This is a genomic window from Paraneptunicella aestuarii, from assembly GCF_019900845.1.
GTDB classification, from domain to species: domain Bacteria; phylum Pseudomonadota; class Gammaproteobacteria; order Enterobacterales; family Alteromonadaceae; genus Paraneptunicella; species Paraneptunicella aestuarii.
Genome location: NZ_CP074570.1, coordinates 3,321,921 through 3,335,948 on the forward strand (window position 1 = coordinate 3,321,921; position 14,028 = coordinate 3,335,948).

The 14,028-nt window shown below is 45.0% G+C and carries 10 protein-coding genes; 6 read left to right on the top strand and 4 right to left on the bottom strand.

Features of this window, described 5'->3' with window-relative positions; all coding sequences use genetic code 11:
- Nucleotides 1-365: 365 nt before the first annotated feature.
- Nucleotides 366-2,030, top strand: coding sequence for an energy-dependent translational throttle protein EttA (ettA, locus tag KIH87_RS12560; RefSeq protein ID WP_232358213.1), 1,665 nt, complete (start codon nucleotides 366-368; stop codon nucleotides 2,028-2,030).
- A gap of 296 nt (nucleotides 2,031-2,326) precedes the next feature.
- On the opposite strand, the gene KIH87_RS12565 is transcribed toward ettA, so the two are convergent.
- Nucleotides 2,327-3,517 carry a DcaP family trimeric outer membrane transporter gene (locus KIH87_RS12565; protein ID WP_408635744.1) on the bottom strand — a complete coding sequence of 397 codons (1,191 nt, stop codon included), beginning with the start codon at nucleotides 3,515-3,517 and terminating at the stop codon, nucleotides 2,327-2,329.
- Nucleotides 3,518-3,741: 224 nt separating this feature from the next.
- On the opposite strand from KIH87_RS12565, the gene acs reads away from it, so the two are divergent.
- Together acs and KIH87_RS12575 are read left to right on the top strand one after the other, a co-directional pair.
- Complete coding sequence (gene acs / locus KIH87_RS12570; protein WP_232358214.1) at nucleotides 3,742-5,664, top strand: acetate--CoA ligase; 1,923 nt, start codon at nucleotides 3,742-3,744, stop codon at nucleotides 5,662-5,664.
- A 31-nt stretch (nucleotides 5,665-5,695) separates the two neighbouring features.
- On the top strand, nucleotides 5,696-6,343 hold the full coding sequence (locus KIH87_RS12575) for a response regulator transcription factor (protein ID WP_232358215.1): 648 nt from the start codon (nucleotides 5,696-5,698) through the stop codon (nucleotides 6,341-6,343).
- Nucleotides 6,344-6,451: 108 nt separating this feature from the next.
- Here the strand turns inward: KIH87_RS12575 and fghA are convergent, their stop codons facing one another.
- Together fghA and KIH87_RS12585 are read right to left on the bottom strand one after the other, a co-directional pair.
- Nucleotides 6,452-7,315 (bottom strand): S-formylglutathione hydrolase, encoded by an 864-nt coding sequence (gene fghA, locus KIH87_RS12580; protein ID WP_232361480.1) that lies wholly within the window; start codon nucleotides 7,313-7,315, stop codon nucleotides 6,452-6,454.
- Nucleotides 7,316-7,376: 61 nt separating this feature from the next.
- Nucleotides 7,377-8,507 (bottom strand): S-(hydroxymethyl)glutathione dehydrogenase/class III alcohol dehydrogenase, encoded by a 1,131-nt coding sequence (locus tag KIH87_RS12585; RefSeq protein WP_232358216.1) that lies wholly within the window; start codon nucleotides 8,505-8,507, stop codon nucleotides 7,377-7,379.
- 122 nt (nucleotides 8,508-8,629) lie between these two features.
- Between KIH87_RS12585 and KIH87_RS12590 the strand changes: the two genes are divergently transcribed.
- Together KIH87_RS12590 and KIH87_RS12595 are read left to right on the top strand one after the other, a co-directional pair.
- Nucleotides 8,630-9,511 carry a LysR family transcriptional regulator gene (locus tag KIH87_RS12590; RefSeq protein ID WP_232358217.1) on the top strand — a complete coding sequence of 294 codons (882 nt, stop codon included), beginning with the start codon at nucleotides 8,630-8,632 and terminating at the stop codon, nucleotides 9,509-9,511.
- Between the two features lie 300 nt (nucleotides 9,512-9,811).
- Nucleotides 9,812-11,401: a tetratricopeptide repeat protein gene (locus tag KIH87_RS12595; RefSeq protein ID WP_232358218.1), complete on the top strand. Its 1,590-nt coding sequence runs from the start codon at nucleotides 9,812-9,814 to the stop codon at nucleotides 11,399-11,401.
- A gap of 76 nt (nucleotides 11,402-11,477) precedes the next feature.
- On the opposite strand, the gene KIH87_RS12600 is transcribed toward KIH87_RS12595, so the two are convergent.
- The gene (locus KIH87_RS12600; protein WP_232358219.1) at nucleotides 11,478-11,948 is read right to left on the bottom strand and encodes a hypothetical protein; all 471 of its coding nucleotides are present in this window, start codon (nucleotides 11,946-11,948) and stop codon (nucleotides 11,478-11,480) included.
- Between the two features lie 370 nt (nucleotides 11,949-12,318).
- Here KIH87_RS12600 and KIH87_RS12605 point away from each other — a divergent pair, with 370 nt between their 5' ends.
- On the top strand, nucleotides 12,319-13,971 hold the full coding sequence (locus KIH87_RS12605; RefSeq protein ID WP_232358220.1) for a hypothetical protein: 1,653 nt from the start codon (nucleotides 12,319-12,321) through the stop codon (nucleotides 13,969-13,971).
- Nucleotides 13,972-14,028: the final 57 nt, after the last annotated feature.

Genomic DNA, 14,028 nt, shown 5'->3' on the forward strand with positions numbered 1-14,028 from the left:
CCCTTTATACTTCTCATTTTCGTCTAATCGGTAAAAACCTTAGAACTATTTTATCCCAAGAGCAGTTTGTAACCGGACTAGCCACACGCCAGAATGGTAAACATTACTAATAACCAACACGAAATACATTTATAATTTTTATGTATTTCTATCTAATGCTGAAGGACTGTAAAGATATCGCAACGGATCAGGCATTTTCTCTCATTTTCCGGGCGTTTTGACATTCTATTGCTCAGAAATAAGGGGGAAAGTGTTTTTCTTACCGATTTAACCATGATCGATATGGAAAATAATGGTTCAAGCATTCCAACCTATGTTTGTCTCCATTAGAATACCGGCATCAAAAAAATGGATACTGTAATTCTATGTCTCAATACGTATATACGATGTCTCGCGTGGGCAAAATTGTCCCACCCAAAAAAGAAATTCTTAAAAATATTTCACTGAGCTTCTTCCCCGGTGCCAAAATCGGTGTGTTAGGTCTCAATGGTTCAGGTAAATCGACACTACTACGCATTATGGCGGGAGTTGATACCGATATTGAGGGTGAAGCCAGACCACAACCGGGATTAAAAATCGGTTATTTGCCGCAAGAACCCAAACTGGACGAAAGCAAAAATGTGCGTGGTAACATCGAAGAAGCCGTTGCAGATGTGGTTCATGCACTTAAGCGCATTGATGAAGTCTATGCCGCTTATGCTGATCCCGATGCCGACTTCGACGCACTGGCAAAAGAGCAAGGTGAACTGGAAGCCATCATCCAAAGCAAAGACGGCCATAACCTTGATAACGCTTTGGAACGTGCTGCCGATGCACTTCGTCTTCCACCCTGGGATGCTGAAGTATCCAAGCTATCCGGGGGTGAACGTCGTCGTGTGGCACTATGCCGTTTGTTGCTTGAAAAACCGGATATGTTGCTACTCGACGAACCCACTAACCACCTTGACGCAGAATCGGTAGCCTGGTTAGAACGCTTCCTGCACGACTACGAAGGCACTGTTGTAGCCATTACCCACGACCGTTACTTCCTCGACAATGTAGCAGGCTGGATTTTGGAACTTGACCGTGGCTACGGTATTCCTTGGGAAGGCAACTACTCTTCATGGCTGGAACAGAAAGAAAAACGTCTGGAACAGGAAGAGCGTGCTGAAACAGCCCGTCAGAAATCCATTAAACAGGAATTGGAATGGGTTCGTAGCAACCCTAAAGGACGTCAGGCAAAGAGCAAGTCTCGTATGTCTCGCTTTGAAGAATTGAACAAAAACGATTACCAAAAGCGTAATGAAACCAATGAGTTATTCATTCCACCGGGTGAGCGTTTGGGTGATCAGGTTATTGAAGTCAGTAACTTAAGAAAAAGCTACGGCGATCGTGTGCTTATCGACGATTTAAGCTTCACTATGCCTAAAGGTGCAATTATCGGTATTATCGGCCCCAACGGTGCGGGTAAATCAACCCTGTTCCGCATGTTAACGGGTCAGGAACAACCGGATTCAGGCGAAATCAAACTGGGTGAAACCGTTCGCATTTCCAGCGTTGACCAGTTCCGCGACCATATGGATGGCAACAAAACCGTTTGGCAACAAATCTCAAATGGTCAGGACATCATCCAGATTGGCAGCTTTGAAATTAACAGCCGAGCTTACGTTAGCCGCTTTAACTTTAAAGGTAATGATCAACAGAAGTTCATTAAAGACTTGTCGGGCGGTGAAAGAAACCGTGTTCACTTGGCTGAGTTGTTAAAAGCCGGCGGTAACGTATTGCTGCTGGACGAACCGACCAACGACCTTGACGTTGAAACCTTACGAGCCTTGGAAAACGCCCTGTTGGAATTCCCGGGTTGTGCCATGGTTATCTCGCATGACCGTTGGTTCCTCGACCGCGTAGCCACGCACATTCTTGACTATCGTGATGAAGGTAAGATCAACTTCTACGAAGGTAACTACAACGACTATGAAACCTGGCTAAAAGATAACTTTGGTCAGGATGTGGTTGAGCCTCATCGCCTGAAATACAAGAAGATCGGGTAACCATCAGGGTCTGTAAACGATTTCTGCTGCGTTATAGCCTGTTTCCATAGGTTTAGCATGGAAGCTACAAAGAAGAACTGGAAGAAAAGAAAAATAGCAGTCCCAACAAGGGGTTGGCTGTTGGGACTGCTTTAGAGTGAGGAGCAAAACTCCTCGGGTGTGACAACAGGGAAGTACCCGAGTCGAGAAGAAGCATTAACCTGCTGTCACAAACCCGGGATCAAGACATCGCCTAATCTCGATCCCAAGTAAACGTTTCCAGGGAGGCTGTATCAGCTCCCTGAAATTAACCTTCCTTAGAAAGCGTATTTAGCTGAAAGCTGGATACGGTTCATATCGCCTTCTGCATCGTTTTCCAAAGTACGGTTTGCATAGCCATACTCAGCACCGAATGTGATCTTGCTGTTTGGAGAGTACAAAAGGTTAACGTGAGTGCTGTAAGTGCTTTCGGTAACACCTGTACCCGTCAAACTGACATCGTTGTCGGCCTGGAATTTTGAGTAAGTCAAGGTACTGCGCCATTGGTCATTCCAAACGTGACGATAAGCGATCGCGTATCCGTAGGAATCAATCGCTTCAAGTTCGTTGGCAGCATTCAACACCGCACCATTTGCCGCGTTAATACCTAAATAACGACCTAAACCAGAACCTGTATTGAACATCAAACGTAAATCGTCTGCGCCCAATTTGATTTTACTGGTGATGCTAATGCCGTAGCCAGTTTCGCTGGTATCAATGACATCGCCGCTTTGGTAAGCAAGTTGACGCACCATACCGGCAACAGCAACGTGACCCCAGTCAGCTTTGTGAGTGTATCTGGCAATCAAATCTGGAACCGAGTTGTCGTCAGTCACGATACGACCACCGCCACCGTATGGTGTTACGGTCGTTTCAGGGTTTTCCAACGCGATCTCGAAACCATTATTGCTATAACGGATCATGGATTGACGTACGAAGATAGTACCGTCTGTCACACCGATGAAGTCCAGCGTTTCCGGTAGCGCGGTGACGTCCTGGAACGTACTCCAGGTTTGACCGAACAACCAGTTACCGTACTTAAGGAATGCGTGACGAACACGAGGAGAATACGAGTTAGATACACGTTCATCACCATTTGGTGTCGCTTGCATATCGAACTCAAGCACACCAGTCATTTTCTCACCATCGATCACAGTATCCGCAGCAAAACGGAAACGAGACTGTCTGGCGTGCATATCAAACTGGGTTGACTCTTCAACACCACCCACTGGCGTTAAACCTGGAATGTAGAAGTCTCTTCCAAGATTACCAGAAGACAATGTGCCTGAATCGTAGCTACTAAACATGGAATCAACTTTGATGTAACCGCTAAACTTAAAGTTAACGTCACTTGCTGAATCCGCCAATACTGCAGGGCTAGCCATCATAAGGCCAAGCACAACGGCAGTGCTGATAGAGGTTCTTTTAACGGAGCGAGTTGTTTTAGGGGTGTTGTTAGTGCGTGTCATAATTATTGTTCCTGCTTAAAACTCCACCTGACTTTGACCCAAACTATTTTCCTTGCCCATAGGACTTTGGTCTGAGTCGGACTAAAGTCCGATACATCAGGCACTTGGCATTTAATAAAGTCGCACTCAGCAAATTTACTAGAACGAGCTACCCTTTACTTAATGTGTGAAGGCTAGCACGCTCTAATTAACGCTATATTTAAACGAATTCGAGAGGCAACCCCATGAATACGACAACAGCAAATCGCTCATACTTCATAGATGACGAGCTATACGCCAAAATGTATGCTCAATCTATCGAAGCTCCTGAACAATTCTGGGCTGAGCAGGCAGGTATCCTGCAATGGGAAACTCCGCCTCAAAAAATCAAATCCTGTAACTATTCCAAGGATAGTGTTTCCATTAAGTGGTATGAGGATGGAGAGTTAAACGTCACCGTAAACTGTATCGACCGTCATTTGGCAGAAAGAGCAAATGACATCGCTATTTTATGGGAAGGTGACCAACCGGGCGTCAGTCAAGAAATTACCTATCAAAAGCTTCATGATGAAGTATGTAAGCTAGCTAACGCCATGCGTGACATGGGTGTCGGCAAAGGTGACCGTGTAGCCATTTATATGCCAATGGTGCCAGAAGCGGCATTTGCCATGCTGGCATGTGCCCGAATCGGCGCGGTTCACTCTGTTATTTTCGCCGGCTTTTCTCCTAACGCTATCGCAGACCGCATTAATGACTGTGAAGCGAAAATGATTTTAACGGCTGACCATGTTCGTCGTGGTGGCCGTGCCATTCCTTTAAAAACCAATATTGATCAGGCTTTGGCAAACGGTGCTTGCCCTACCATTGAAAATACCATTGTATTTAACTGCACAGGGGCAGATCTGCAATTAGGTGCCAATGAACATTGGTGGAATGAAGTGGTTAACAAATATGAGCCACAATGCGCACCAGAGATCATGAATGCAGAAGATCCACTATTTATTCTGTATACCTCTGGTTCAACCGGTAAGCCTAAAGGCGTGTTGCACACCACTGGCGGCTATCTGGTTTATGCAGCACTGACTCACAAGTACATTTTCGACTATCGTCCTGGTGACATCTATTGGTGTGCCGCTGACGTTGGCTGGATCACAGGCCACTCTTACATTGTTTATGGCCCGCTTGCCAATGGCGCAACTACCGTCATGTTTGAAGGTATTCCAACCTATCCTGACGAGCGTCGCATTGGTCAAATCGTTGATAAATTCAAAATCAACATCCTGTATACCGCACCAACGGCTATTCGTGCATTAATGGCAAAAGGCACTTTCGCAGCCGAAGGCTCTACCCGTGAAAGCTTGCGTTTATTAGGATCGGTTGGTGAACCCATCAACCCGGAAGCGTGGCATTGGTATCATGAAAACATCGGCAACGGTAAATGCCCCATTGTTGATACCTGGTGGCAAACCGAAACCGGTGCAACACTTATCGTTCCATTACCGGGCATGTCTACTCAAAAACCGGGCTCAGCAACCAAACCTTTCTTCGGTATTGAACCTGCATTGCTGGACAACGAAGGTAATACGCTAGAAGGCGCAACCGAAGGTAATCTGGTCATTAAAGATAGCTGGCCAGGCCAGGCTCGTACCCTGTTTGGTGATCATGAACGCTTTGTACAAACCTACTTCAGCACTTACGATGGTTACTACTTCACGGGTGACGGTGCTCGCCGTGATGAAGATGGTGACTACTGGATCACTGGGCGTGTGGACGACGTATTGAACGTGTCAGGCCACCGCTTGGGTACAGCAGAAATCGAAAGTGCACTGGTTGCTCATCCATCTATCGCAGAAGCTGCGGTTGTGGGCTACCCTCACGACATCAAAGGTCAGGGCATTTACGTCTATGTCACACCTATCGCGGGTGTCGAAGTGAATGACGAACTTACCGATACCATCCGCAAATGGGTCAGAACTGAACTTAGCCCAATTGCGACTCCTGATTTAATTCAATGGTCAGATGGCCTTCCGAAGACAAGATCAGGTAAAATCATGCGACGTATCCTTCGTAAAATCGCCGCCAACGAATATAGTCAACTAGGAGACACATCAACACTTGCTGATCCCAGCGTAGTTGATAAGCTAATAGAAAATCGACTAAATAGATGACTAGTTGGCTAGTCTGGGAAATGCTGTATAAATGATTACATTGCTGATTGCTGATGACCATCCACTATATAGAGATGCATTACGCGGGGCCTTAAACGCCCACATGGATGAAGTTGAAATACTCGAAGCTAGTGATATGGGTCAGGCAATTGAGCAATTACAACAAAACAAGGATATTGATTTGTTGTTACTGGATTTACATATGCCAGGTAGTCAGGATTTATTCGGCTTAATCCACATTCGTAAAACCTTCCCGGATCTACCCGTCGCGGTAGTTTCGGGAAGTGAAGACAAAAATATCATCAGTAAAGTCATTGATATCGGCGCACTGGGTTTTGTTCCCAAAACCACCAATGCCGCTGATATCGCCAAAGCCATACAAAGCATGCTCGAGGGTGAAGTCTGGCTTCCGGAAAACTTTTCAGGCGACGTAACAGAAGATCCCGAATTCGCTGAACTTGCCGACAAAATCGCTACCCTCACCCCCGCTCAATACAAAGTATTGTGTATGCTTAGAGATGGACTGCTTAATAAGCAAATCGGCTATAGTCTGGGTATCGCCGAAAAAACCGTAAAAACCCACATTACTTCTATTTTCAAAAAGCTGGATATCAGCAACCGCACTCAGGCTGTGATTATTGCGACTCAGTTGCAATTGGAAGCGCCCTCCGGGGAATAGCTTTAGAAGTAGAGCTTGATGGATTTTGCAACTAGTTGAATCTCAAAAGAAAAAAGCGACATGAACACTGGCATAAAGTGCCCATGTCGCTACTAGTGCTAACTGTTTCTACTTCATTGTCTCAGCAAATAGAGTCTTGGCATGAAAGCGCAAATGCTCTTCAATAAAACTGGCAATGAAAAAATAACTGTGGTCGTAACCTTCCTGAAAACGAAATTCTAAAGGAACGCTCTTTTCATCAGCGGCATCAATCAATGCATTTGACATGAGCTGTTCATCAAGAAACTCATCATCTGAGCCTTGGTCAATCAGAATTGGCAAATCTGATAATGTATTTCCGGCGTCATTTAACAGACAAACAGGATCATACTGTTTCGACGCTGAGCTATCGCTTCCTAAATAGGTTGCAAAGGCTTTCACTCCCCAAGGGCATTGAGTTGGATGACAAACCGGGCTAAATGCCGACACGGAAGTAAACATCTCAGGGTTCTTAAAGGCGATACTCAACGCCCCCATTCCTCCCATGGAATGACCACTAATAGCCCACTTATCTGTCACGGGAAGATTGGCTTTCACTAATTCCGGCAACTCTTTCACAATGTAGTCATACATATGAAAATGCTTGTTCCACGGTGCTTGTGTGGCATTAAGATAAAAACCTGCGCCCTGACCAAGGGCGTAGTCATCTGCCACATTGGGTACATCATCACCTCTTGGGCTGGTATCGGGAGCAACAATGGCAATACCCAATTCAGCGGCAATACGCTGAGCCCCGGCTTTTTGTGTGAAGTTTTCATCGGTACAGGTTAACCCCGACAACCACAACAACACGGGCACTTTGTCATTCTTATTTGCTTGCGGCGGCAAATATACCGCGAACTTCATGTCACAATTCAGAACCCTCGAATGATGAACATAACGCAACTGCCGACCACCAAAGGCTTTATTTTCACTTATCTTATTCAAACACATCATTCCTTTCGCTCCGGAGAAACAGCTCAAATTCAGGCTTGCTTCGGAGCAACCTCCCTAACTACTTATCAAAATGAACAACAGAGCGAATACTCTTGCCTTCGTGCATCAAGTCGAATGCATCATTGATGTCATCCAGGCCCATGGTATGAGTGATAAAGTCATCCAGCTTAAATTCACCCGCCATGTAGCGCTCAACAATACCAGGCAATTCACTGCGGCCTTTTACGCCACCGAATGCTGTGCCACGCCATACACGACCTGTAACCAATTGAAACGGTCTGGTAGAAATCTCCTGCCCTGCACCAGCAACACCGATGATAACGGACTCACCCCACCCTTTGTGACAACATTCCAAGGCCGAGCGCATAATATCCACATTGCCAATGCACTCGAAAGAGTAATCCACGCCACCATCGGTGATTTCAACGATGTACTCCTGAATAGGCTTATCTATTTTCGATGGATTAATACAATCCGTTGCGCCCAGCTTCTTCGCCAAGTCAAACTTGCTTTCATTGATATCCAGTGCAATGATTCTTCCTGCTTTTGCCATTGTTGCACCAATAATGGCAGACAAGCCGATACCGCCAAGGCCGAAAATAGCCACCGTAGCGCCTTCTTCAACCTTTGCTGTATTCATCACCGCGCCCATGCCAGTTGTGACACCACAGCCCAGCAAACAGACTTCTTCCAATGGCGCTTCCGGGTTTACTTTAGCAAGGGAGATCTCAGGTAAAACGGTGTATTCAGAGAACGTAGAGCAGCCCATATAGTGGTAGATAGGCTTACCATCCTTATAAAAACGCGTAGTACCGTCTGGCATTAACCCTTTACCCTGTGTGGCTCGGATCTTTTGACATAAATTGGTTTTGCCAGACAAACAGAACTTACACTCACCACATTCTGGTGTGTAAAGTGGAATAACGTGATCGCCAACACTCACGCTGGTCACACCTTCACCAACCTGCTCAACGATACCACCACCTTCGTGGCCTAAAATACATGGAAAAACACCTTCAGGATCATCTCCTGACAAGGTAAATGCGTCGGTATGACACACACCAGAAGCCACAATACGAACCAGCACTTCCCCTTTTTGCGGCGGCATTACATCGACTTCTTCAATCGACAAAGGCTGCCCAGCACCCCAGGCAACAGCGGCTCTGGATTTAATAAATTCTGTACTCATACCAACTCCAATTTGAAATTTAACAACAACGCGCGCGAACTAAATTTTCGAGGCCATTATCTATTATTAACTCAACTGTGATAATCTTCACTTTTGCAAAACACTATTACACAGAGGTAATAATGAAGTGGGAAGGTATCAGCGAGTTTGTCGCTGTTGCTGAAAATGAAAGTTTCACCAAGGCATCAAAGCTCCTTGGTCTGTCTATCGCTCAGGTTAGTCGCCAAATTGCAGCCCTGGAACAACGACTAAATGTGAAGCTTTTCTATCGCACCACACGCAAGGTCTCATTGACCCATGAAGGCGATGTATTTTTTAAACAATGTAAAAATGCGCTGGAAAGTTTAGCAGAAGCAGAGCGCTCTCTGGCAAACTTACAACTTCAACCTCAAGGACATATTAAACTCACTGCCCCTGTCACCTACGGTGAACGAGTGATTATGCCACTGGTCAATTCTTTCCTGAAATCCTATCCCGATCTGGAAATAACGGTGAATCTAACCAACGAAACCATTGATCTGGTACAAGGCGCTTACGATCTGGCAATACGCGTTGGAGAGCTTGGCAACTCAAGTCTGGTGGCTCGAAAGCTAACAACCCGAAAAAACTACATCTGTGCATCTCCAGAATATTTGGAGAAACATGGCAACCCCAAAGACATTACCGATTTATCGCAACACAATTGCTTAATCGGCAATAAAGAACATTGGAAGTTCAACAAAAACGGCAAACCACAATCCATTAAAGTACAAGGAAAATATAAAAGTAATAATGGTGTAGTTCTGGTGAATGCAGCACTAAAAGGCATTGGAGTAGTGCAATTGCCTGATTATTACGTAGACAGCTACATTTCTGAAAAATCCCTGGTCGTATTGTTGGAGGATTTCATGGTCGCAGAAGAAGATGTCTGGGCTGTGTACCCCTACAATCGCCAATTGTCGCCCAAAGTCCGTTTTCTGGTGGATTATTTATCCGATGCATTGGGCGGACAGTGCGTAATGTAACAAACACGAAATGACATGCGCCAAAAGGCATACGTAAAACACCATAAAGTCCAGGTTAATTTCAAGCCAGTTAAGCGCAATGAAATTAGCCTCTCATCGGCCGTATATAGCTTTTTCTTTGCGCAGAATAAGCAAATAAAGAGAACACATTCACACAATTCCCTTCAGAAACCTCTGAGCAGTTGAACGGTAACTAAAATAAGCTAAGATTGTGAGCTATTGATTTGTGAAAATAACATTAACTAACAAACATTACGGATGACTTTCTTTACCCCCCCTTTTGCCCTGCTGTTTTTTTTTATGTCGACCTCGACATTTGCCGCAATGTGCACACAGCAAAGTCCGGCCAACATAACTGGTGACATACTCAGCTGCAAGCGCATTATTAGCACTCTTCATCCTAAAAGTGATGAAGCTTTCGACGCTACAATGGAATTGGTTGCCCTTTACCGTCAAGCGGGAGACCTAAACCTTGCCAATCAGGCGTTAGACGAGCTGTTACAATTCGATCTAAAAGATGCCCAGCAATATCAGGCACTCCGTCAAAAAGGCATTAATACCTACCGACAGAGAAACTACATTCAGGCTCTGGAATATTTTCACGACGCTCAGCTACTCTCGCTTAAATTGCAAGAAAACAATCTTAAAGGTCAATCAGCAAATGATCTGGCAAACGTCTATCAGGCTTTGGGCGACCTGGATACCGCGTTAACCCTGTTTCTGGAAAGTTATCAAATAGCAAAAGAACTCAATGATACACGTCGTCAAGCCATTACGTTAAACAATCTGGGCAACGTATCCAGAGATATCAATCAACTGGACGATGCAATTTTGTCATTTAGGCAAGCTCACCAGCTACACCAACAAACGGGCGATCAAACCAAGGCCAATCACACATTAATCAGCCTTGCGGAAGTGCTTTTTAAAAAGAATCAGTTAGACAGAGCCGTTACCATCATTAACGATGTAATTGAACCACTGAATCAAAGTGGAACTTATGCTGAATTATCAAGAGCTTATTTACTCTTAGCCGAAATCGCTATCGCTCAAAACGACATAAAGCAAGCCGATCAATGGCTTGATGCCCAGAAGCGCACCAGACAACTGGTACAAACCAGTAAAGTCGATCAAAGAGCTCTTCTGATAGAAGCTAAATTAAAGCAACTGGAAGGCGATCATGTAACCGCACAGTCCTTGTTGAAGCAAGGGCTCAATGCCCATAGCCAACAAAACAGCCAACTCACTGAACTGTTTTACATTGAACTGGTGCAATCTCAATTGCAGTCGCAACAATTTAAAGACGCCGTCACAACTTTGCAAAATTACAACAACATGCTGAAAAACAGTCGAGCCCAAAGCACCAGTCTGTATCAGTTACGCATGAGAAGAGCTAACGTATTACAACCCTCCCCCACTCAGCCTGAAGAAGGATCCATTAATACCGCAATGCCTGTTATCGCCTTTTTTACAGGGCTTGGATTAAGCGCAAGCATTTTTTATTACCTTCATCGACGCAACAGGTTGGCAGCAATTCAGGAAGAATCCAACGAAGATTCTTCCCCCGAAATCGAAGACAAACAAATTCGTCAATTAATGGTAGAAATTATGTCGCTGGCGCTATCAATTTGGGAGCAAAGCAGTGGTAAAACCCGAATAGAACTGGCAGAAGAAAGCAAAGCCTGGAAAGTCAATATTGACGACGGACGCTTGCGAGTACGCACACTGGAACGCTATCTCAACATCAAAACCTTACCCAAGAAACCGCGTTGGAGAAACATTATTTCAACAGCAGGCCACGTGATAAGCCACTGTCCGGGAGATCACGCTCAAATCAACACGTTAAAACTAAAGGTGCAACAGCTGGAAAATGTGGCTATCGACTTTAGCTAACCACAGGGTTGTTGCGGCTTTAGTTAGTCACAAAAAAGGGGCTCTCGCCCCTCATCAACTTAAATTTCCGTAAGGATCACTGTACTGCGGGTTCGCAAAGGTAACACGCAAATGTTACCCCCATTCCCGCTTCAAATTCCTGATGATGTTTGTCACCTTTGAACTCAGCAGGGCCTTCAAATCTGGTCCAAATAGATGTTCCTGGCGGTAATGAATTCTCAAATCCTTTCATTTTTTCATAAAGAGCATTACACATTTTATTGCCCATATCGTAAGCCAATCGCCAATCATCAAACTGGCCACAATCCAGTTGGGGTTCCAGTTGTCTATTTGTTCCTCCACCACTTCGGGTGGGACAAACGTTGCTTCCTTCGCTATGTAAATACTTAAATGTACCTGCCGATAAGGTCATTTTTCCTAAATATACTGTTTGAGATTTCGGGCAGCTTGCACCATCGATCACCTGTAATTTCGTCAACATCTCAGAACTATGAGCTTGTACATATCCTGCAAAAAGCACACTGCTTAATAGTATTAAATGTTTCATTGACTGCCTCTTAAATTGCTGTTGTCGGTTAAAAATCGGAAAGAGAAAAACCCTTTATTATTTTTCTACTCATTTGGGTAATAAAAGCTTGCATCAAACTCATTACCAATGCATCTAAACTCACGGGAATAATGGGTAAATTTGGGTAAAAATAAATATATCTTATTGTTTTTTAATAATTATTTAAAAGCACACCAACTCTCATGGCCTTCTCGCCGTGTCAGGGGTTCATTTGTCCCCAATTGACCCTGAGTGACCCAACATCACCCTTCCATACGGTCTGAAAACTAACCACCATCAAATTGCGCTCTAACCGCGCCTCATTCACAAACACTAAAACAAAAAAGAAAATCCAAAACAGGAATAAACAATGAAATCAAAAATTTCGACATCAAAACTACTCAGTAGCATTGCATGTTCAATTCTGCTTGGTAGTGCGTCTTTTGGACAAGCAACAGCCGCTAATATTGACGGACAAAATATGTCCATTCTTCAGGAAGATTATGATCAAATGGCTCCGTCACAGGTCAGCGCAGAAGCATGGCAAGTGATTTCTGGCTGGTCTTCTGATTCTGTTTCTCTTCTGCAATTTTTAGCAGACGGAGAAGAAGAGTTTGAACTGGATCGCTACGTTGACGATGTCACCAAGGAATATCAAGCTGGTGAAATCCTGGCTCAAGTGCAGAAACTAAATAAAAGCGTACTGGATCGCTGGGAAGAAGCTATGGCTGAACAGGTTCCAGAAGACAACTACTATTTTACTCGTTACATCATTCAATATAAGCCTGAAGTATTCGACCAATGGAGCATTCAACAAGGTGTGATGCCTCTTACCCAATATCTGGAGAGAAACGCCCCTGCAACCTATGCAAGCTGGTATGACGGGTACGCAGCGCCGAAAACCAAGGGGCTTTCGGTACTGGAATATAATCCAAAAATCTCGGCCGAAGTGCTCGGTGAATTAAAATCCTTGTTATCCAAAGACCCTATCGGTGGCTCGCCTTATCAGAAGAAAAGCTGTTCATGCCAAATGGTGACGCCAATGACAAGTACAGGCAATGTGGTGACTAACTATCCCTCAACACCAACCAGCGGAAACTACACCTCAGACGACAGCAGTGGTTTTGAAAAGCACCATCTAAGCTTCGACACAACTGCCTATGGCGCATTCCATTCAGGTGACGGTGAGCGCTGGTCAAAAAACAAGGTTTATGGCTACGACGCCACTATTGCGCAGAACTCTACCGAGTTCTACGTAAAAATGTTATGTGCTGATGCCAACGGCTATGCCTGTAATCTGAGCAATTCGTGCTCTGGTAACCTGGAAGTACGCGGTACTTATGCAGCTCGCTATCACGTAAAAGGTACGGCCAAGCAAATTTGGTCAAAAGCCACCAACTCTCATTCCTCAGACGGTGCTAAATTCGCAGTAGATTTGCCAGGAGCGGCTCCTGAAGTCATTCTTTTCAATAAAGCTGGCGGTGCTGGTATGAGCTACAACACAGGTTGGGATATCAACTCTGTATTAGGCACGCTAAAAGCAGCATTAGGTATCACATCTGCCATTTTGAGTGATAACCCGGGCAGCTTACTTGATGGTCAGTTAGCGAGTGATTTAATCAGCAATCTGGTGGGCATGATCACGCGCTCAGGCAACGAAGCTTCGGTTACCAATACCATGCGCGCGCGCTTTGACTCATCAGACGTCAGCCCATTCCTGTTGCAACCCAATGAAGTCTACCACTTCACTCTGGACTCAAATTCCCACGTAAAAGCAAGAGGATACGGCGGTTACTCAGACAGCCATTTTGAATACGGCAGCTCAGGCGCAGTTATGTACGCAGCCAACCACTTCACCTGTGGTGCGGAAGTTAATGCACCAGCGCCTACCGGTTTGTGGTTCTATGCCGACCAACTGGGCCCAGATAGCAATGCGTCATTACGCAATGATGTAGAAACCTGGTTATCCATTCAACTTAACAAACCTATTAATGCCAGCCAGTCACAAGGTGTCGTGCACTAATCTATGACCTGCAAGGGAATAACCCAGGTTATTCCCTTTAACCGAATATTACTGGAC

Excerpts from the sequence above, each read along its gene's own strand:
- KIH87_RS12585 (WP_232358216.1), bottom strand. The coding sequence starts at position 8,507 with ATGAGTACAGAATTTATTAAATCCAGAGCCGCTGTTGCCTGGGGTGCT.
- fghA (WP_232361480.1), bottom strand. The coding sequence starts at position 7,315 with ATGTGTTTGAATAAGATAAGTGAAAATAAAGCCTTTGGTGGTCGGCAG.
- ettA (WP_232358213.1), top strand. The coding sequence starts at position 366 with ATGTCTCAATACGTATATACGATGTCTCGCGTGGGCAAAATTGTCCCA.
- KIH87_RS12590 (WP_232358217.1), top strand. The coding sequence starts at position 8,630 with ATGAAGTGGGAAGGTATCAGCGAGTTTGTCGCTGTTGCTGAAAATGAA.
- KIH87_RS12575 (WP_232358215.1), top strand. The coding sequence starts at position 5,696 with ATGATTACATTGCTGATTGCTGATGACCATCCACTATATAGAGATGCA.
- KIH87_RS12595 (WP_232358218.1), top strand. The coding sequence starts at position 9,812 with ATGTCGACCTCGACATTTGCCGCAATGTGCACACAGCAAAGTCCGGCC.
- acs (WP_232358214.1), top strand. The coding sequence starts at position 3,742 with ATGAATACGACAACAGCAAATCGCTCATACTTCATAGATGACGAGCTA.
- KIH87_RS12605 (WP_232358220.1), top strand. The coding sequence starts at position 12,319 with ATGAAATCAAAAATTTCGACATCAAAACTACTCAGTAGCATTGCATGT.
- KIH87_RS12565 (WP_408635744.1), bottom strand. The coding sequence starts at position 3,517 with ATGACACGCACTAACAACACCCCTAAAACAACTCGCTCCGTTAAAAGA.
- KIH87_RS12600 (WP_232358219.1), bottom strand. The coding sequence starts at position 11,948 with ATGAAACATTTAATACTATTAAGCAGTGTGCTTTTTGCAGGATATGTA.